This is a genomic window from Hominiventricola aquisgranensis, assembly GCF_040096225.1.
Lineage (GTDB): Bacteria > Bacillota > Clostridia > Lachnospirales > Lachnospiraceae > Hominiventricola > Hominiventricola aquisgranensis.
Map to the genome: position 1 here is coordinate 1 of NZ_JBBMFC010000024.1, position 18,304 is coordinate 18,304.

Annotated in this window: 29 protein-coding genes and 13 tRNA genes; all 42 read left to right on the forward strand. The window is 45.1% G+C overall.

The window, feature by feature from the left end; translation table 11 throughout:
- Positions 1-137: 137 nt before the first annotated feature.
- Positions 138-209: transfer RNA gene (locus WMO62_RS12315), tRNA-Asn, on the forward strand.
- Positions 210-264: 55 nt separating this feature from the next.
- Positions 265-336, forward strand: a tRNA-Glu gene (locus tag WMO62_RS12320).
- A gap of 30 nt (positions 337-366) precedes the next feature.
- Positions 367-439, forward strand: a tRNA-Thr gene (locus WMO62_RS12325).
- Between the two features lie 4 nt (positions 440-443).
- A tRNA-Ile gene (locus WMO62_RS12330) sits at positions 444-517 on the forward strand.
- Positions 518-560: 43 nt separating this feature from the next.
- Positions 561-634: transfer RNA gene (locus WMO62_RS12335), tRNA-Asp, on the forward strand.
- Positions 635-656: 22 nt separating this feature from the next.
- Positions 657-742: transfer RNA gene (locus WMO62_RS12340), tRNA-Leu, on the forward strand.
- Between the two features lie 49 nt (positions 743-791).
- Positions 792-865, forward strand: a tRNA-Arg gene (locus WMO62_RS12345).
- 69 nt (positions 866-934) lie between these two features.
- Entirely contained in the window at positions 935-1,384 is a 450-nt protein-coding gene (locus tag WMO62_RS12350) for a DUF1700 domain-containing protein (protein WP_349144840.1), read from the forward strand.
- Positions 1,385-1,475: 91 nt separating this feature from the next.
- Positions 1,476-1,646: a hypothetical protein gene (locus tag WMO62_RS12355; protein WP_349144841.1), complete on the forward strand. Its 171-nt coding sequence runs from the start codon at positions 1,476-1,478 to the stop codon at positions 1,644-1,646.
- A 111-nt stretch (positions 1,647-1,757) separates the two neighbouring features.
- Positions 1,758-2,069, forward strand: coding sequence for a rhodanese-like domain-containing protein (locus tag WMO62_RS12360; protein ID WP_147601818.1), 312 nt, complete (start codon positions 1,758-1,760; stop codon positions 2,067-2,069).
- A gap of 103 nt (positions 2,070-2,172) precedes the next feature.
- Complete coding sequence (locus WMO62_RS12365; RefSeq protein ID WP_178755349.1) at positions 2,173-3,333, forward strand: THUMP domain-containing protein; 1,161 nt, start codon at positions 2,173-2,175, stop codon at positions 3,331-3,333.
- 4 nt (positions 3,334-3,337) lie between these two features.
- Positions 3,338-3,940 (forward strand): XTP/dITP diphosphatase, encoded by a 603-nt coding sequence (locus tag WMO62_RS12370; RefSeq protein ID WP_117499395.1) that lies wholly within the window; start codon positions 3,338-3,340, stop codon positions 3,938-3,940.
- Positions 3,918-4,403: a YfcE family phosphodiesterase gene (locus tag WMO62_RS12375; RefSeq protein ID WP_147601816.1), complete on the forward strand. Its 486-nt coding sequence runs from the start codon at positions 3,918-3,920 to the stop codon at positions 4,401-4,403. Before WMO62_RS12370 ends, WMO62_RS12375 begins: the two co-directional genes overlap by 23 nt.
- A 123-nt stretch (positions 4,404-4,526) precedes the next feature.
- Positions 4,527-4,601 (forward strand) — tRNA-Pro (locus tag WMO62_RS12380).
- Positions 4,602-4,618: 17 nt separating this feature from the next.
- Positions 4,619-4,689 (forward strand) — tRNA-Gly (locus WMO62_RS12385).
- A 26-nt stretch (positions 4,690-4,715) separates the two neighbouring features.
- Positions 4,716-4,789 (forward strand) — tRNA-Arg (locus WMO62_RS12390).
- A 29-nt stretch (positions 4,790-4,818) separates the two neighbouring features.
- Positions 4,819-4,892 (forward strand) — tRNA-His (locus WMO62_RS12395).
- Between the two features lie 15 nt (positions 4,893-4,907).
- Positions 4,908-4,981, forward strand: a tRNA-Gln gene (locus WMO62_RS12400).
- 22 nt (positions 4,982-5,003) lie between these two features.
- Positions 5,004-5,076 (forward strand) — tRNA-Lys (locus WMO62_RS12405).
- Positions 5,077-5,597: 521 nt separating this feature from the next.
- On the forward strand, positions 5,598-6,269 hold the full coding sequence (locus WMO62_RS12410; protein ID WP_117499398.1) for a response regulator transcription factor: 672 nt from the start codon (positions 5,598-5,600) through the stop codon (positions 6,267-6,269).
- Positions 6,266-7,624, forward strand: coding sequence for a sensor histidine kinase (locus WMO62_RS12415; protein ID WP_349144842.1), 1,359 nt, complete (start codon positions 6,266-6,268; stop codon positions 7,622-7,624). Before WMO62_RS12410 ends, WMO62_RS12415 begins: the two co-directional genes overlap by 4 nt.
- Positions 7,625-7,687: 63 nt before the next feature.
- Complete coding sequence (locus WMO62_RS12420; protein ID WP_117499402.1) at positions 7,688-8,104, forward strand: acyl-CoA thioesterase; 417 nt, start codon at positions 7,688-7,690, stop codon at positions 8,102-8,104.
- Between the two features lie 4 nt (positions 8,105-8,108).
- A complete protein-coding gene (locus WMO62_RS12425) occupies positions 8,109-8,879 on the forward strand; it encodes a heparan-alpha-glucosaminide N-acetyltransferase domain-containing protein (RefSeq protein ID WP_349144843.1) in 771 nt (256 codons plus the stop codon).
- 25 nt (positions 8,880-8,904) lie between these two features.
- Positions 8,905-9,777: a class I SAM-dependent methyltransferase gene (locus WMO62_RS12430; RefSeq protein WP_349144844.1), complete on the forward strand. Its 873-nt coding sequence runs from the start codon at positions 8,905-8,907 to the stop codon at positions 9,775-9,777.
- Position 9,778: 1 nt separating this feature from the next.
- Positions 9,779-10,006 carry a purine biosynthesis protein PurH gene (locus tag WMO62_RS12435; RefSeq protein WP_118439158.1) on the forward strand — a complete coding sequence of 76 codons (228 nt, stop codon included), beginning with the start codon at positions 9,779-9,781 and terminating at the stop codon, positions 10,004-10,006.
- A 588-nt stretch (positions 10,007-10,594) separates the two neighbouring features.
- The gene (gene rpsJ, locus WMO62_RS12440) at positions 10,595-10,912 is read left to right on the forward strand and encodes a 30S ribosomal protein S10 (RefSeq protein WP_117499409.1); all 318 of its coding nucleotides are present in this window, start codon (positions 10,595-10,597) and stop codon (positions 10,910-10,912) included.
- Positions 10,913-10,973: 61 nt separating this feature from the next.
- The gene (gene rplC / locus WMO62_RS12445; RefSeq protein ID WP_117499411.1) at positions 10,974-11,609 is read left to right on the forward strand and encodes a 50S ribosomal protein L3; all 636 of its coding nucleotides are present in this window, start codon (positions 10,974-10,976) and stop codon (positions 11,607-11,609) included.
- A 27-nt stretch (positions 11,610-11,636) separates the two neighbouring features.
- Positions 11,637-12,257, forward strand: a complete 621-nt coding sequence (gene rplD, locus WMO62_RS12450) for a 50S ribosomal protein L4 (protein ID WP_117499413.1) — start codon at positions 11,637-11,639, stop codon at positions 12,255-12,257.
- Positions 12,257-12,556 carry a 50S ribosomal protein L23 gene (rplW, locus tag WMO62_RS12455; RefSeq protein ID WP_117499415.1) on the forward strand — a complete coding sequence of 100 codons (300 nt, stop codon included), beginning with the start codon at positions 12,257-12,259 and terminating at the stop codon, positions 12,554-12,556. Before rplD ends, rplW begins: the two co-directional genes overlap by 1 nt.
- 69 nt (positions 12,557-12,625) lie before the next feature.
- On the forward strand, positions 12,626-13,468 hold the full coding sequence (gene rplB / locus WMO62_RS12460; protein WP_349144845.1) for a 50S ribosomal protein L2: 843 nt from the start codon (positions 12,626-12,628) through the stop codon (positions 13,466-13,468).
- Positions 13,469-13,487: 19 nt separating this feature from the next.
- Complete coding sequence (gene rpsS / locus WMO62_RS12465) at positions 13,488-13,766, forward strand: 30S ribosomal protein S19 (protein WP_117499418.1); 279 nt, start codon at positions 13,488-13,490, stop codon at positions 13,764-13,766.
- A gap of 30 nt (positions 13,767-13,796) precedes the next feature.
- Positions 13,797-14,186, forward strand: coding sequence for a 50S ribosomal protein L22 (rplV, locus tag WMO62_RS12470; protein WP_117499420.1), 390 nt, complete (start codon positions 13,797-13,799; stop codon positions 14,184-14,186).
- Between the two features lie 11 nt (positions 14,187-14,197).
- Positions 14,198-14,854: a 30S ribosomal protein S3 gene (gene rpsC / locus WMO62_RS12475; RefSeq protein ID WP_117499422.1), complete on the forward strand. Its 657-nt coding sequence runs from the start codon at positions 14,198-14,200 to the stop codon at positions 14,852-14,854.
- The gene (gene rplP, locus WMO62_RS12480; RefSeq protein WP_349144846.1) at positions 14,854-15,294 is read left to right on the forward strand and encodes a 50S ribosomal protein L16; all 441 of its coding nucleotides are present in this window, start codon (positions 14,854-14,856) and stop codon (positions 15,292-15,294) included. The genes rpsC and rplP overlap by 1 nt, the downstream gene beginning before the upstream one ends.
- Positions 15,281-15,481 (forward strand): 50S ribosomal protein L29, encoded by a 201-nt coding sequence (gene rpmC, locus WMO62_RS12485; RefSeq protein ID WP_117499426.1) that lies wholly within the window; start codon positions 15,281-15,283, stop codon positions 15,479-15,481. Before rplP ends, rpmC begins: the two co-directional genes overlap by 14 nt.
- Positions 15,482-15,517: 36 nt before the next feature.
- Positions 15,518-15,772 carry a 30S ribosomal protein S17 gene (gene rpsQ, locus WMO62_RS12490; RefSeq protein ID WP_117499428.1) on the forward strand — a complete coding sequence of 85 codons (255 nt, stop codon included), beginning with the start codon at positions 15,518-15,520 and terminating at the stop codon, positions 15,770-15,772.
- 14 nt (positions 15,773-15,786) lie between these two features.
- Complete coding sequence (gene rplN / locus WMO62_RS12495; protein WP_087153629.1) at positions 15,787-16,155, forward strand: 50S ribosomal protein L14; 369 nt, start codon at positions 15,787-15,789, stop codon at positions 16,153-16,155.
- Between the two features lie 11 nt (positions 16,156-16,166).
- Entirely contained in the window at positions 16,167-16,478 is a 312-nt protein-coding gene (gene rplX / locus WMO62_RS12500) for a 50S ribosomal protein L24 (protein WP_117499430.1), read from the forward strand.
- 27 nt (positions 16,479-16,505) lie between these two features.
- Positions 16,506-17,045 carry a 50S ribosomal protein L5 gene (gene rplE, locus WMO62_RS12505; protein WP_117499432.1) on the forward strand — a complete coding sequence of 180 codons (540 nt, stop codon included), beginning with the start codon at positions 16,506-16,508 and terminating at the stop codon, positions 17,043-17,045.
- A gap of 11 nt (positions 17,046-17,056) precedes the next feature.
- On the forward strand, positions 17,057-17,242 hold the full coding sequence (locus WMO62_RS12510) for a type Z 30S ribosomal protein S14 (protein ID WP_117499434.1): 186 nt from the start codon (positions 17,057-17,059) through the stop codon (positions 17,240-17,242).
- 18 nt (positions 17,243-17,260) lie between these two features.
- Positions 17,261-17,662, forward strand: a complete 402-nt coding sequence (gene rpsH / locus WMO62_RS12515) for a 30S ribosomal protein S8 (RefSeq protein WP_117499435.1) — start codon at positions 17,261-17,263, stop codon at positions 17,660-17,662.
- Positions 17,663-17,747: 85 nt separating this feature from the next.
- The gene (gene rplF / locus WMO62_RS12520; protein ID WP_349144847.1) at positions 17,748-18,287 is read left to right on the forward strand and encodes a 50S ribosomal protein L6; all 540 of its coding nucleotides are present in this window, start codon (positions 17,748-17,750) and stop codon (positions 18,285-18,287) included.
- Positions 18,288-18,304: the final 17 nt, after the last annotated feature.

Below are 18,304 nucleotides of genomic sequence, written 5' to 3' on the forward strand. Positions count from 1 at the left end.
GTGGAAGTGCAGTAATGCATGGAGCTGACTGTTACTAATAGGTCGAGGGCTTAACCAAGATGGTTTAGGATAGGTTTAAAAAAGATGGATTTAGTATTTGACTGTATGCAGTTTTGAAGGTATAATATCTTCAGTATTCCTCGATAGCTCAATGGTAGAGCACACGGCTGTTAACCGTGGTGTTGTAGGTTCGAGCCCTACTCGGGGAGCTTAATAGAATGTGATGTACATGAAGTACAGAACGTGATATTAAAATTCATATCTGGCTCCATGGTCAAGCGGTTAAGACACCGCCCTTTCACGGCGGTAACAGGGGTTCAAATCCCCTTGGAGTCACTGCCTTTTAATTAGGGCTTTGAGTTGTATGCCGATGTGGCTCAATTGGCAGAGCAGCTGATTTGTAATCAGCAGGTTATCGGTTCGAGTCCGATCATCGGCTTCTTGGACCCATAGCTCAGTTGGTTAGAGCTTCCGGCTCATAACCGGATGGTCCCGGGTTCGAGTCCCTGTGGGTCCATTTTATATTGAGCATATGAGTCTTAAAAACGAAAAATGAATATGGCCCGGTGGCTCAGCTGGTTAGAGCGCCGCCCTGTCACGGCGGAGGTCGTGGGTTCGAACCCCATCCGGGTCGTTTGCAGTTTACTTCTGCAGATGCCGGCGTGGCGGAACTGGCAGACGCACAGGACTTAAAATCCTGCGGGACTTACCTCCCGTACCGGTTCGATCCCGGTCGCCGGCACTTGAAGTTTTTGCAAGTTTGTAGTAGTATTTGTTATATAATTTAATATGTGCGCGTAGCTCAGCTGGATAGAGCGTCTGACTACGGATCAGAAGGTCGGGAGTTCGAATCTTCTCGCGCACGTTTAAGATCATTTGGGTTGACCAAATGGTCTTTTTTTTATATAATCTGCCTAAGAAAAGGAGATTCTATATGAATAAAGAACAATTTATTGACACACTGAGACGGGCTTTATATGGAAAGATTGATGACTATACACTGCAGGATCATATTCGTTATTACGAAGATTATATCCGTCAGGAAATGGGGAAGGGGCGGACAGAACAGGAAGTATTGCAGGAACTGGGAGATCCAAGACTGCTGGCAAGAACTATCGTGGAGACATCTTCCCTGAAGAATCCGGATACTGTCTATACAGTTGATGAAGAAGGACAGAATGCTTATGATACATCAGAAGATCGGGTAAAAGTTCATACCTTTACGGGATGGAAGGCAACCCTTCTGATGGTAGTGGTCGTGGCAGCGATTATTTTATTTGTTGTTGCTATCCTTGGACTGGCATTTTATCTGTTGCCGATCATTCTTGTAGTCGGGGCAGTGATCTGGTTGTTCCGGTGGCTGACCGGATCTGGAAGATTCTGACAGGATGATATTTTCCACAGTCAATGCATAATATGCCATGAGATATCCCATACTACCCCTGTAAACATTTCAATTACAGGAGGTTACAGACATGGCTAATAACAATCGTTCTGCAAACAACGCAAGCAATAGCTCAGAAAATTACAGTAATTACAGCAATAGCAGCAATAGTGGAAGCAGCTCCAGCAAGAACTCGTCCAAATCAAAGAACAGTGCGAAAAACTCTTCTAAGAACGAGAAATCCGAAAACAGCAGTTATTAAGACAACATCACAGAAAAGAGGTACAGGCAGTCAGTCCTGTGCCTCTTTTCACGATGGCAGCAAGAAACGCATATACTGGTTAATAAGGGAAGAAATGGATTGGAGTCAAATATGGAGACTATTTCGGCAAGGGAAATTGACCGCTATATATTTGATAAAAATTATTTACTGGTAGATGTGAGGAATCCATCAGAGTATCGGAAACAGCATATTCGGGGAGCTGTGTGTGTGCCGCGGGAATATTTAATTCAGCGTGTGCGAGGATTTGGAAAGATCATACCGGTGCTTTACTGTGACCGGGGAGGTTTAAGCATGCAGGCGGCCAGAGAATTGGAGGAGTATGGATACAGGGCAATTTCAGTGGTGGGAGGAATACAGGCCTACAATGGAAGGTATCTGGAATCAGACCTGAAGAAGAGATGAGACGGGAATGCATGATCCAAGGCATGAATCGCTTGACATAAGCTATGGAAAGAAGATAAGATACAATGAGTATATTAACATTGCTATACAGGAAGGATAATCAATGAGCAAAATAGAATTAGTGGCGCCCTGTCATTTTGGACTGGAAGCTGTTTTGAAAAAAGAAATCCTGGATCTTGGATATGAAATTGTACGTGTGGAAGACGGAAGAGTGACCTTTGCCGGTGATGAAGATGCCATCTGCAGAGCGAATATTTTTCTGCGGACTGCAGAGCGGATCCTGCTGAAAGTAGGCCAGCTTCATGCAGTTACATTTGACGAATTATTTGAGGGAATCAAAGCGCTTCCATGGGAGAATTATATTCCGTCAGATGGAAAATTCTGGGTTGCAAAGGCTTCCTCAGTGAAAAGTAAGCTGTTCAGTCCGTCTGATATTCAGTCTATTGTGAAAAAGGCAATCGTGGAGCGTCTGAAAGGGGTATACTCTCTGCAGTGGTTTCCAGAGACTGGTGCAGAGTATCCCATCAGAATTTCCTTTATGAAGGACGAGGCAGTTGTCTGCCTGGATACGACGGGACTGTCTTTACATAAGAGAGGATATCGTACCATGGTCAGCAAGGCACCGATCAAGGAGACGTTGGCAGCAGCTCTTCTGATGCTGACTCCCTGGCATAAAGACCGGATCCTGGTAGATCCTTTCTGTGGAAGCGGCACGTTTCCGATCGAGGCAGCCATGATGGCAGCCAATATTGCACCGGGTATGAATCGTTCCTTTACTGCAGAAAAATGGACAAACTTTGTGGGACGTAAATACTGGTATGGAGCCATTGATGAGGCAAATGATCTGGTAGATGATCAGATCGAGACAGATATTCAGGGATATGATATTGATGGAGATATTATCAAAGCAGCCAGACAGAATGCAAGAGAAGCAGGTGTGGATCATCTGATCCATTTTCAGCAGCGTCCGTTGTCTGAACTGTCTCATCCGAAAAAATATGGATTTATCGTAAGTAATCCACCATATGGAGAACGACTGGAGGAAAAATCACATCTTCCGGCATTGTATACAGAGATTGGAGATCGTTTTCGCGAACTGGACAGCTGGTCCATGTATCTGATCACCAGTTATGAAGATGCAGAGAAATACATTGGAAAAAAAGCAGACAAGAACCGTAAGATTTACAATGGTATGCTGAAGACCTACTATTATCAGTTCCTTGGACCTAAGCCGCCGAAGATGAACAGACAGGAGAAACAGTAAACTCATGGATAAGATTATATTTGCAACAGGAAATGAAGGAAAAATGAAGGAAGTCCGTATGATTCTGGAAGATCTTGGATTGCCGGTATTATCCCTGAAGGATGCGGGGATTACTGCGGATGTGGAAGAAAACGGAACAACCTTCGAGGAAAATGCACAGATCAAGGCAAAGGCGATCATGGAAATGACCGGTGCGCTGGTGCTGGCAGACGATTCTGGTCTGGAAGTGGATGCACTTGATAAGGAGCCTGGAATCTATTCGGCCCGCTATATGGGACATGATACTTCCTACCATATTAAGAATCAGAATATTATCGACCGGCTGGAAGGAAAAGTTGGAGAAGAGCGCAGTGCCCGTTTTGTATGCGCGATCGCAGCTGCATTTCCTGATGGAAGAGTGCTGATTACCAGAGGCACCATGGAAGGCCAGATCGGCTATGAAGAAAAAGGGGAAAATGGATTTGGTTATGATCCAATCTTTTATCTGCCGGAATATCAGTGTTACTCAGCAGAATTGTCTCTGGAGGAAAAGAACAAGTTGAGTCACAGAGGAAAAGCCCTGCGCCTTATGAAAGAGAGATTGCATGAAAGTTTTAATTGTCAGTGATACCCATGGAAGGGAAGATAATCTGGAAAAAGTACTGGAAAAAGAATCGCCTATCGATGCTATGGTGCATCTGGGAGATGTGGAAGGATCAGAAGATTATATTCGGATCCTGACAGATGCTCCAGTCTATATGGTAGCTGGAAATAATGATTTTTATACGGATCTTCCAGGTCAGGCAGTGATTGATCTGGATGGATACCGGGCGTTTATTACTCACGGGCATGGTTATCATGTAAGCTACAGTCCGAATCGCCTGGTGGCAGAGGCACTGCACCGGAATGCACAGATTGCCATGTATGGTCATACTCATGTGCCTCATCTGGAACAGGTGGAAGGTGTGATCGTTCTGAATCCAGGAAGCTTAAGCTATCCCAGACAGGCGGGGCGGGAGCCGAGTTATATCATTATGGAGACAACACCAGATAAGCAGGTTCATTTTGATATTCGCTATCTGAGAAAATGATATCAGAGCGGTCTGAAAAGGCATCTAAAAATAATTTGAAAAAAATGAAAAAAGTTGTTGACATTTAGCGAGTCGTCCTCTATAATAAACGAGTGTCCAAACGAGGACGACAGAGATGCAAGACGGGGTGTGGCTCAGTTTGGCTAGAGCGCCTGGTTTGGGACCAGGAGGCCGCAGGTTCGAATCCTGTCACCCCGATTGGGAAAATAAAATATGCGGGTGTAGTTCAATGGTAGAACACTAGCCTTCCAAGCTAGATACGTGGGTTCGATTCCCATCACCCGCTCTACCGGAAATAGTTTTCCGGAGCGTGTGTCCGTAGCTCAGCTGGATAGAGCAACGGCCTTCTAAGCCGTGGGTCGGGGGTTCGAATCCCTTCGGGCACATTGAACAGTGACACGCTGTTTTTTATATGGTGGGTATAGCGCAGTTGGTTAGCGCGCCAGATTGTGGCTCTGGAGGCCTAGGGTTCGAATCCCTATATCCACCCTGAATCAAAGATAATGGGCTATCGCCAAGCGGCTAAGGCACAGGACTTTGACTCCTGCATTTCGCTGGTTCGAATCCAGCTAGCCCAGCTAGGGCACAACAAAAGAATATGGGGTATTAGCTCAGTCGGTAGAGCACTTGACTTTTAATCAAGTTGTCCGGGGTTCGAATCCCCGATGCCTCATTAAAAGGAATCCTTGAATACAAGGGTTCCTTTTTTCTGCACAAAGAAAATCCCCGAAAACCATAGTTTTTTCGACAGAATGCGACTGCTTTAGACTTTTTGTTTGCAAAAAACACAAAAATATAAAAAAATTTATTTGTTTTGCCAATGTACAAGAAAAGAGTCAGCTTTTATAATAGGGAACAAGAAATGAGAACGATACCACGTAAGTCTCTTCCCATTTCCTAATTAAATAGTTATGGATGGTATTGCACCCCCCTAATCCCCCTTAATGAATAAACCCTCCCTTTTTGATTATTCGATAAACGCAGTATCATCAATAAAAAACTTGTTACAGAAGAACCAGAGGTCCCCCGCCTCTGGTTCTTCTGTATCTTACGGAACTGGTTCCTTTTATAGCGGCTAAGAATCATATTCAATACTTTACATAAATTTTACATAAATATGCATTTGGACTTTACATATAGGTAATAAGATGTTATCAGTTATAGTAGATGAAGTCTGGAGAGGGGTCAGAAAAAATGGCATTGATTTATATTGTAGAGGATGATCAGAACATACGAGAGATCGAGAGCTTTGCACTGAAGAACAGTGGTTATCAGGTGCAGGGGTTTGAGTGTGCGAAGGATTTTTATCATCAGCTGGCAGAGAAGACGCCAGATTGTATTTTACTGGATATCATGTTGCCGGATGAAGATGGATTGGAGATAGTAAGAAAGCTTCGTGCCATTCCGGATACAAAGAAGGTGCCGGTTATGATGGTGACAGCGAAGACTACAGAGATCGACAAAGTAAAAGGATTGGATATCGGCGCAGATGATTACATTACGAAACCGTTTGGTGTAATGGAACTGATCTCCCGTGTGAAAGCATTGCTCCGCCGGAGCATGAATACGGAAGAAGAAAAATTCCTATCAGCTGGGGATATTTTCCTGGATGGTGAGAAGCATATGGTCTATGTGAATGATGAACCATGTGAACTGACTTTTAAGGAGTACGAACTTCTGAAACTGCTGATTCAGAATCAGGGAATTGTTATGTCCAGGGATGTGATCATGGAACGGATTTGGGGCATCAATTTTGAAGGGGAGTCCAGAACATTAGATGTGCATATTAAGACGCTCAGACAGAAACTCAAGAGTGCCGGTGCATTGATCAAAACAGTCCGGAACGTGGGGTATATTATAGAATGAAACAGAAAATCCACAGAGAATTTATTCTGGTCGCATTGACGACTATATTGCTGACAACGGTGGTCGTGACAGCAGTATTCTATAGTTTTTTCAAAAAAGAGGTCATGGAAGAACTGTCCACCTGCGCAGAGGTTCTGAGCAGCACAGGTGTTTTTGAAGGAGCAAATGAGACGGATGCAGAACAGATCAGTGCCAGGCTGGGACTGGAACCGGTGAGAATCTCACTCATTAATGCAGACGGCACCGTGCTGTATGATGGAAACGTAAATATTGGTGGTCTGGATAACCATGGAAACCGGCCAGAAGTGCAGCAGGCACTGACGGAAGGTGTGGGGCAGTCTGTGCGAAGATCAGATACTATGGGACAGAGTGCGTTCTATTATGCGCTTCGTCTGGATGATGGGATGGTGCTGCGTGTGGCAAAGGAGACATCCAGTATCTGGAGACTGTTTGCCAGTGCCCTTCCGGTTGTAACGGCAGCAGCGATACTGATCTTTATATTCTGCTTCGGGCTGTCTGCCAGAGCAACAAAAAGTCTGATGAAACCGATTGAAGAATTATCGAATCACCTGGACGAATACGAGGAGATTCCTGTCTATAAGGAAATGCTTCCCTTTGTGAAAACGATTCAGAAGCAGCACGAGGACATTATGAAAAATGCCCGCATGCGACAAGAGTTTACGGCAAATGTGTCGCATGAACTGAAGACTCCTCTGACATCGATCTCTGGTTATGCAGAGTTGATTGAACATCATATGGCATCCCCGGAGGATGTACCGCGGTTTGCAGGGGAGATCCATCACAATGCTACGCGGCTTTTAAACATGATCAATGATATCATCAAGCTGTCAGAGCTGGATGCAACGGAAGACAGCACACGGCCCATGGACAGAGTGCCGCTCTATGTCCTGGCGGAGAACTGTGTGGACATGCTTCAACTTCATGCAGAGAAACATCAGGTGACGTTGGATATGGAAGGTGAACCGTGCAATATCCTTGGAAATAAAGAAATGATCGAGGAGACATTGTATAATCTATGTGACAATGCAATCCGATATAATAATCCGGGAGGAACGGTTCATGTGACAGTGCGGCCCCAGGGAGATAAAGTCCTTTTGAAAGTGGCTGATACAGGGATCGGTATTCCCAAAGAACACCAGAAGCGGATTTTTGAACGTTTTTACCGGGTGGATAAGAGTCGTTCCAAGGCAACAGGTGGAACAGGTCTCGGTCTGGCAATCGTTAAGCATATTGTGACACAGCATGGCGCTGAACTGAATCTGGAAAGTGAGCCTGGAAAAGGAACAACCATAACGATCCTCTTTGAAAATGCGGAGAAATCTGTTACAATGTAGCAGAACCTGCTGGTGTCTGTTCTGAGGGAGCAGCAGGTGAAGGCTGCAAGGAGGAAGAAATCTATGGAATATGTGCACCAGGCACAGTATTATGAGACGGATCAGATGGGAATCATACATCATTCTAATTATATCCGCTGGATGGAAGAAGCGCGGATCGCATACATGGATGAGATGGATTTTCCCTATAAAAAAGTGGAAGCAGCAGGAATCATCAGTCCTGTGCTGTTCGTGAATTGTGAATATAAATCCATGACGCATTTTGGGGATCGAGTTGCCATTGAAGTGAAGCTGGCATCCTTCAAGGGTGTGAAATATGAGATCGCTTATACAATGAGAGATCTGGAGAGCAGAGAAGTTCGTGCGGTGGCCATTTCCGGTCATTGCTTTCTGAAAAAGGACGGGCGTCCTGCAAATATTAAAAAAGAACTTCCATTATTATATGAAACCATGCAGAAGGAAGTTTCCGGAAAGGCATAAGATTATGGAAGGAAAAAGACAGTATCTGTTGGATGGACTCCGGGGACTGACGCTGATCAGCATGATCCTTTATCATGGCATGTTTGATCTGTTGGAGATCTATGGGGTACATGTGAGCTGGTTCTGGAGATTACCGGGAATTATATGGCAGCAGAGTATCTGCTGGAGCTTTATTATCCTGTCGGGGTTCTGTTGGAATTTAAGCCGGAATCCTGTGAAGAACGGACTGGTGGTGTCAGCAGGCGGTCTGTTGGTAAGTGCGGTGACTTGGATCTTTATGCCGGAGGAACGAATTACATTTGGAATTCTGACATTTCTGGGAAGTGCCATGCTCCTGCTGGTGTTGTTGAAGCCGTTGCTTGAACACATCCCATCGGTACTGGGGTTCCTTGGAAATGCAGTGTTGTTCTTTCTTGCAAGAGATGTTAATGCCGGGTATTGGGGAACGGAGGCATTTCGCCTGGGAGAAGTCCCCAAGAGCTGGTATCAGGGATGGATCAGTACATTTTTAGGCTTCCCACCGGAAGATTTCTTCTCAGGAGATTACTTTTCTCTGGTGCCGTGGCTGTTTCTGTATTTGTCCGGATATTTTTTATATGATATCGTAATTGAGAAAAAGAGCTTTCAAAAGCTTATGGAAGTGAGAATAAAGCCGCTGGAATGGATTGGGAGGCGCAGCTTGCTGATCTATCTTCTGCATCAGCCTGTTGTACTGCTGGGGCTGGAAGCATTCTGGTGCGTGAAAGATATGTTGTTTAAAGGATATGGGATATAGAATTAGATAAGAAAGGTTTTGGATTATGTTTATTGCAAATGAGTGGAAAGATTATGAGGTCATCGACTGTTCCGCAGGAGAGAAGCTGGAACGCTGGGGAGATTATCTGCTGGTTCGTCCGGATCCGCAGGTGATCTGGGATACCAAGAAGGAGCACAGAGGCTGGAAAAAGATGAACGGCCATTATCACAGAAGCGCAAAAGGTGGTGGGGAGTGGGAGTTCTTTGATCTGCCTCAGCAGTGGAGCATTGATTATGAACTCCCTTCTGGAAAGAAGCTCACATTCAATCTGAAGCCCTTTAGCTTTAAACACACGGGTCTGTTCCCGGAACAGGCAGCTAACTGGTCCTGGTTCTCTGAGAAGATCAGAAATGCAGGACGGCCGATCAAAGTGCTGAACCTGTTCGCTTATACCGGCGGTGCAACACTGGCTGCAGCAGCTGCTGGAGCTTCTGTGACACATGTGGATGCTTCTAAGGGAATGGTAGCATGGGCAAAAGAAAATGCAAGAAGCTCAGGGCTTGAAGATGCACCGATCCGCTGGCTGGTGGATGACTGTCAGAAATTCGTAGAGCGCGAGATCCGCCGTGGAAATCATTATGATGCGATCATCATGGACCCGCCTTCTTATGGAAGAGGACCCAAGGGTGAGATCTGGAAGATCGAAGATGCAATTCATCCGTTGGTGAAGCTGTGCGCACAGCTCCTTAGTGATGATCCGCTGTTCTTCCTGATCAATTCTTATACGACAGGTCTTCAGCCGGCGGTATTATCTTATTTGCTTGGAACAGAGCTGAAAAGATTCGGTGGACATGTGGATTCGCAGGAAGTCGGTCTTCCGGTGACTGAAAGCGGACTGGTATTGCCCTGCGGTGCAAGCGGACATTGGGAGGCTTAACATGGGATATTTAATAGCAGAGACAACACGCGAGGAACGGGAGAAGATCGTTGCAGAATCTCTTGGAAATATAGAAGCAAACTGTGATGGATGCATGTCAGGACTTGCAGAGATGTACCAGGACTATATCGACGGCAAGAAAGAACTCCGTGAGATCAACATGGAGTTCAATGCCAGATATATAAAGGAAGATATCCGACAGGAAAGAACCGGTTGCTTCTATAGATAATAAGAAGCGGATGTGCATATTGTAGATGCACTGTGAGCGGAAGATACCTTGCCTGCAGGGAGCAGTGGGATATAGGGACGTTGTATGACTTGGAGCGGACGCAGGTGATGCTGCCGTGCGTCCGGAGCGAACACCGCAGGCGTCCGATCAGGGCGTATGGTGGTGGCATCGCCTGTGTCAGATACACGTCATACGAGCCCTATATACCCCTGATTCCAGCAAGATAACGGATCATTTTGCCTATGTGCAATATATACAAAAACAGCCTGTAAACTTCGTAAATATTCATGAAAAAAATTCTATCATAAATTTCAAAAAAGTCTTGCCAAATCGAGCTTTTTCCTATATACTAATTCATGTTGTGACATTGATAGCGATGAAGCGTGAGGTTGCCACGCATATGCGTGGGTTTTCCGTGGAGCGAATGTCAAGTTAGCAAACTGGCGACAAGTCACTGTACAAGTAAAGAAATCCTTTTAAGATAAAGGGAACGAAGTGTGAGATCCTCCGGGACACACACGGGAAAGTGTACAGTCACCGCTTGTCGTACTGGTAGTCTAAAGTACGAATAAGGAGGCGACTTTTTTTATGGCAAGTCAAGTAATGAGAATCACAATGAAAGCATATGATCATCAGCTGATCGATGCATCCGCAAAAAAAATCATCGAAACGGTGAAGAAAACTGGATCTAAGGTAAGCGGACCGGTGCCGATGCCGACGAAGAAAGAGGTAGTTACCATCCTTCGCGCAGTGCACAAATATAAAGATTCCAGAGAGCAGTTCGAACAGAGAACTCACAAGAGACTGATTGATATCATCGCACCGACGCAGAAGACTGTTGACGCTCTGTCACGTCTTGAGATGCCTGCTGGTGTGTATGTTGATATTAAAATGAAAAACAAATAATTCCTGCGGCTAGAATGAACGCTTCGGCGTTCCGCTGTAGAGAGAACAGGAGGAAACAAGAATGAAGAAAGCTATTTTAGCTACAAAAGTCGGAATGACTCAGATCTTCAACGAAGACGGTGTGCTTACACCGGTTACCGTACTTCAGGCTGGCCCGTGTGTAGTAACACAGGTTAAGACTGTTGAGAACGACGGTTACAACGCTGTTCAGGTTGGATTCGTTGATACCAGAGAAAAACTGGTGAACAAACCGCAGAAAGGCCACTTTGACAAAGCAGGCGTTGCTTACAAGAAATTTGTCAGAGAGCTGAAATTAGAGAATGCTGCAGAGTATGCTCTTGCACAGGAGATTAAAGCTGACATCTTCGCTGCTGGCGATAAGATTGATGCAACAGCAGTTTCCAAAGGAAAAGGATTCCAGGGTGCAATCAAGAGACTTGGTCAGCACAGAGGACCGATGGCTCACGGTTCTAAATTCCATCGTCATCAGGGTTCCAACGGTGCTTGCTCCGATCCGAGTAAAGTATTCAAAGGAAAAGGAATGCCTGGACATATGGGATCCAAACAGATCACTATCCAGAATCTGGAAGTAGTTCGTGTTGATGCAGAGAACAACTTACTGTTGGTAAAAGGTGCGGTACCAGGACCCAAGAAAGCCTTAGTTACCATCAAAGAAACCGTTAAATCCGGTAAATAAGGTTTGAGGGAAAGGAGGAACACATAAATGGCAAACGTATCTGTTTATAATATGGAAGGCAAAGAAGTAGACAAGATCGAGTTAAGCGATGCAGTGTTTGGTGTTGAAGTAAACGAGCATCTGGTACACATGGCAGTCGTTGCTCAGCTTGCAAATAAAAGACAGGGAACTCAGAAAGCAAAGACACGTTCTGAGGTTTCTGGCGGCGGAAGAAAACCGTGGAGACAGAAAGGAACCGGACATGCTCGTCAGGGTTCAACAAGAGCTCCGCAGTGGACTGGCGGCGGCGTAGTATTCGCTCCGACTCCGAGAGATTACACCATCCGTCTGAACAAGAAAGAAAAGAGACTGGCTCTGAAATCTGTTCTGACCAACTGTGTAAATGAAAATAAATTTATCGTTCTTGACGAGCTGAAGTTCGACGAGATCAAAACTAAGAAGATGCAGGCAGTTCTGGATGCACTGAACGTATCCAAGGCACTGATCGTTCTCAATGAGAATGATGCAAATGTCGTTAAATCTGCCAGAAACATTGCTAATGTTCAGACGGCTCTGACCAACACCATCAATGTGTATGACATTCTGAAATACAACACTGTTGTTGTTACGAAGGCAGCTGTCGCAACCATCGAGGAGGTATATGCATAATGGCTGATATCAAATACTATGATGTAATCCTCAAACCGGTCATCACCGAGAAGAGCATGGCTGCTATGGGAGAGAAAAAATATACATTCCTTGTACATGTGGACGCAACCAAGTCCCAGGTTAAGGAAGCAGTTGAGAAAATGTTTGCAGGAGCAAAAGTAAAATCTGTAAACACCATGAACTGTGATGGAAAAAATAAAAGACGTGGCATGGTTACCGGTAAAACCGCTAAAACCAAAAAAGCTATCGTTCAGCTGACTGCGGACAGCAAAGACATTGAGATCTTTGAGGGACTGTAAGTAACAGCTTATAAAAACTATGTGCATACGAGCACGACAATATCGTAGACATCGAAAGGAGATAAAGTAATGGGAATCAAAACATACCGCCCATATACACCTTCCAGAAGAAATATGTCCGGTTACGATTTCGCGGAGATCACCAAGAGCGCTCCGGAGAAATCACTGGTTGTTTCTCTTAAGAAGAACGCTGGACGTAATGCTCAGGGTAAAATCACTGTAAGACACCGCGGAGGCGGATCCAGAAGAAAATATAGAATCATCGACTTCAAGAGAAGAAAAGATGGAATCCCGGCAACTGTTGTTGGTATCGAGTACGATCCGAACAGAACTGCTAATATTGCACTGATCTGCTACGCAGATGGTGAGAAAGCTTACATCCTTGCTCCGCAGGGACTGAAAGTTGGAATGGTAATCATGAATGGACCGGAGGCAGAGGTTCATACCGGTAACTGCCTGCCGCTGGAGAATATTCCGGTTGGTACTATGGTTCATAATATTGAGTTATATGCAGGCAAGGGCGGCCAGCTGGTTCGTTCTGCAGGCAACAGCGCACAGCTGATGGCTAAAGAGGGCAAATATGCAACTCTGAGAATGCCGTCTGGTGAAATGAGAATGGTACCGATTAACTGCCGCGCCACTGTTGGTGTTGTAGGAAACGGCGAGCACAACCTGATCAACATTGGTAAAGCAGGTCGTAAACGTCACATGGGTATCAGACCTACTGTCCGTGGTTCTGTAATGAATCCGAACGATCATCCGCATGGTGGTGGAGAAGGAAAGACTGGTATCGGTCGTCCGGGTCCGTGCACACCTTGGGGTAAACCGGCACTTGGTCTGAAGACAAGAAAGAAGAACAAGAAGTCCAACAAGCTGATCGTTAGAAGAAGAGACGGCAGAACTTTTAAATAAGGAATAGGAGGTTTCACTAATGGCTCGTTCATTAAAAAAAGGACCATTTGCAGATGCAAGCTTACTGAAAAAAGTAGATGCGATGAACGCAAGCGGAAGCAAGGCTGTGATCAAGACCTGGTCTCGCCGTTCCACCATTTTCCCGCAGATGGTTTCCCATACAATTGCAGTTCATGATGGAAGAAAACATGTGCCGGTATACGTTACCGAGGATATGGTAGGACACAAACTCGGAGAGTTCGTTCCGACCAGAACCTACAGAGGACATGGCAAAGACGAGAAGAAGTCCAGACGTTAGTCGCTAAAATTTGGAAGGAGGTTTCATCTAATGGCAAAAGGATCCAGAAGTCAGATTAAAAGAGAAAGAAATGCCCAGAAGGATACCAGACCGTCAGCTAAGTTATCTTACGCTCGCGTTTCTGTCCAGAAGGCATGCTTCGTATTAGATGCCATCAGAGGTAAAGATGTACAGACAGCACTCGGAATCGTAACCTACAATCCGAGATACGCTTCTACATTAATAGAGAAATTATTAAAATCCGCTATCGCGAATGCGGAGAACAACAACGGAATGCACGCTGACACTCTTTATGTTGCAGAATGCTATGCAGATAAAGGACCGACCATGAAGAGAATCAGACCGAGAGCACAGGGCCGCGCTTATCGTATTGAAAAACGTATGAGCCACATCACCATCGTGCTGGATGAGAAGAAATAAGGAGGAACATCATGGGACAGAAAGTTAATCCGCACGGCCTCAGAGTCGGCGTAATTAAAGACTGGGACTCCAAGTGGTATGCTGAAGGCGACTTCGCAGACTGCCTGGTAGAAGATTATCAGATCAGAAAGTTCCTGAAGAAGAAACTGTACAGCGCAGGAGTTTCCAAGATTGAAATTGAGAGAACCTCCGATCGCGTTAAGATCATCATCTCCACTGCTAAACCGGGTATGATCATCGGTAAAGGTGGATCTGAGATTGAGAAAGTAAGAGCAGAGCTCCAGAAAATGACTACCAAAAAAGTAGTTGTAGATATCAAAGAGATCAAAAAAGTTGACAGAGAAGCACAGCTGGTAGCTGAGAACATCGCTCAGCAGCTGGAGAACCGTATCACATTCCGTCGTGCAATGAAATCCTGCATGGGACGTGCAATGAAGAGCGGTGCAAAGGGAATCAAAGCTTGCTGTTCCGGACGTCTGGGCGGAGCTGATATGGCTCGTACCGAGACCTACTCCGAGGGTACGATTCCGCTTCATACACTGAGAGCAGATATTGACTATGGATTCGCTGAGGCAGACACCACCTACGGTAAGATCGGTGTTAAGGTTTGGGTCTACAAAGGCGAGGTTCTTCCCAAGAAGGCAGCAAAGGAAGGGAGCGATAAATAATGTTAATGCCAAAAAGAGTAAAGCGCCGTAAACAGTTCCGCGGTACTATGACCGGTAAGGCGCTCAGAGGTAATAAGATTACAAACGGTGAATATGGTATCGTTGCTCTTGAGTCGGCTTGGATCAAATCCAACCAGATCGAGGCAGCCCGTGTAGCTATGACCCGTTACATCAAACGTGGTGGTAAAGTTTGGATTAAGATTTTCCCGGATAAACCGGTAACCAACAAACCGGCTGAGACCCGTATGGGTTCTGGTAAAGGAACTCTGGAGTACTGGGTAGCAGTAGTTAAACCGGGACGCGTAATGTTCGAAATCTCTGGCGTATCTGAGGAGATCGCTAAAGAAGCATTACGTCTCGCTACCCATAAGTTACCCTGCAAATGCAAAGTCGTTTCTCGTGCAGACTTAGAAGGCGGTGATAACAGTGAAAATGAATAAGTATGTAGAAGATTTGAAAGCAAAATCGGCTGCTGAGTTAAATACTGAATTAGTAGCTGCGAAAAAGGAACTTTTCAACCTGAGATTCCAGAACGCAACCAACCAGCTCGATAACACAGCAAGAATCAGAGAGGTTCGTAAGAACATTGCCCGGATTCAGACTGTTATCGCACAGAAGAACGCGTAAGTTTCGGAAGCTTCAGTTTGAGAAAGGAGAATAATCGTGGAAAGAAATCTTAGAAAAACCCGTATCGGTAAAGTGGTAAGTGACAAGATGGATAAAACTATCGTAGTTGCAGTAGAGAACCATGTAAAACATCCGCTCTACGGAAAGATCGTTAAAAAGACCTATAAATTAAAAGCACACGATGAGAATAACGAGTGCGGAATCGGTGATACCGTAAAAGTTATGGAGACCAGACCGCTGTCTAAGGACAAGAGATGGAGACTGGTTAGCATTGTTGAAAAAGCCAGATAAGGAGGATGTAGAAATTGGTACAGCAGGAAACAAGACTCAAAGTTGCTGATAACACCGGTGCAAAAGAATTGCTCTGCATCCGCGTTATGGGCGGCTCTACAAGAAGATATGCAAACATCGGCGATGTAATCGTTGCCAGCGTTAAAGATGCAACACCCGGCGGAGTTGTAAAGAAGGGTGATGTAGTTAAAGCAGTTGTGGTTCGTACCGTAAAAGGTGCTCGCCGCAAAGACGGTTCTTATATCAAATTTGATGAGAACGCAGCAGTAATCATCAAAGAGGATAAGAACCCGAGAGGAACCCGTATCTTTGGACCGGTAGCTAGAGAGCTTCGTGAGAAACAGTTCATGAAGATCGTATCCCTTGCTCCGGAAGTATTATAGGAGGTATCGGAATGGCTACTATGAAAATTAAAAAAGGCGATACCGTAAAAGTTATTGCTGGTGCTGATAAAGGTACCGAGGGAAAAGTTATCGCAGTAAACCACAAGAACAACACTGTTCTGGTTGAAGGCGTAAACATGATCACAAAACACACGAAACCGTCAGCTCAGAATCAGCAGGGCGGAATCGTTCATCAGGAAGGACCGATCAGCGCTTCTAACGTAATGTTCGTAAGCGAAGGAAAAGTTTCCCGTATCGGTTACAAGATGGATGGAGACAAGAAAGTCCGCGTTGCTAAGGCAACCGGTAAAGTTATCGACTAATATTTGAAGAGAGGAGGTCTGGAGAAGTTGAGTAGACTCAGTGAGCAGTACAAAAATGAGATCGTAGATGCTATGATCAAAAAATTTGGATATAAAAACATTATGGAAGTGCCGAAGCTTGACAAAGTTGTTATCAACATGGGTGTCGGCGAGGCAAAAGAGAATGCTAAAGTTCTGGATTCTGCAGTGAAAGATCTGGAGACCATCGCTGGACAGAAAGTAGTTCTTACCAGAGCAAAGAACTCCGTTGCAAACTTCAAAATCCGTGAGGGTATGCCGATCGGTTGTAAAGTAACCCTTCGTGGTGAGAAAATGTACGAGTTCGTAGATCGTCTGGTAAACCTGGCACTCCCGCGTGTGCGTGACTTCCGTGGTGTAAACCCGAACGCATTTGACGGTAGAGGAAACTACGCACTTGGAATTAAAGAGCAGTTGATCTTCCCGGAAATTGAATATGATAAAGTGGACAAAGTAAGAGGTATGGATATCATCTTCGTTACTACCGCTAAGACTGATGAGGAAGCTCGTCATCTGTTAAGCTTATTCAATATGCCATTCGCAAGATAGGAGGGAATTTCATGGCTAAGACATCGATGAAAATCAAACAGCAGCGTAAACAGAAATTCTCTACTAGAGAATATAGCCGCTGCAGAATCTGTGGCCGTCCGCATGCATATTTAAGAAAATACGGAATCTGCAGAATTTGTTTCCGTGAGCTGGCTTATGCAGGCCAGATCCCGGGCGTGAAGAAAGCAAGCTGGTAAGGAAGGAGGCTATATAAAATGACAACGAATGATCCGATCGCAGATATGCTTACAAGAATTCGTAACGCAAACACTGCAAAGCATGATACAGTAGATGTACCGGCATCCAAGATGAAAATTGCTATCGCAAACATCCTGGTTGACGAAGGATATATTGCAAAATATGATCTGGTAGACAATGGCAACTTCAAAGATATTCATATCACTCTGAAGTATGGCAAAGATAAGAATGACAAGATCATCGCTGGTCTGAAGCGCATTTCCAAACCGGGTCTGCGTGTATACGCTAGCAAAGAGAACATGCCGAAAGTACTTGGTGGACTGGGAATCGCTATTGTTTCCACCAACAAAGGTGTTATGACCGACAAGAAGGCAAGAGAACTTAACGTAGGTGGAGAGGTTCTTGCATTCGTTTGGTAGTACGAAAGTACTTCATTAGAAACTCACTGAAAACAGAAGGAGCCCAGGTGCTCCTTCCGAAAATCTAAGTAAGGAGGATTTTATTATGTCCCGTATCGGAAGATTACCGGTAGCAATCCCGGAAGGTGTAACAGTAACTGTTGCCGAGGGAAACAAAGTGACTGTAAAAGGTCCGAAGGGAACTCTTGAGAGAGTACTTCCCGCAGAAATGAGCATTAAAGTTGAGGATGGCCATGTAGTAGTGACCAGACCGAACGATCTGAAAAAAATGAAATCTTTACACGGTTTGACAAGAACCCTGATTTCCAACATGGTAACTGGTGTACACACTGGTTATGAGAAAGTGCTGGAAGTAAACGGTGTCGGCTATCGTTGTTCCAAATCCGGCAAAAAGCTGACTCTGAACCTGGGTTATTCCCATCCGGTTGAGATGACTGATCCGGAAGGTCTTGAGGCTGTTGTAGATGGCAACAAGATCACCGTAAAAGGAATCGACAAGGAGAAGGTTGGACAGTATGCAGCCGAGATCCGTGACAAGAGAAGACCTGAGCCGTATAAGGGCAAGGGAATCAAGTATGAGACCGAAGTCATCAGACGTAAAGTTGGTAAGACCGGTAAGAAATAAATAAGGAGAGTGTAAAG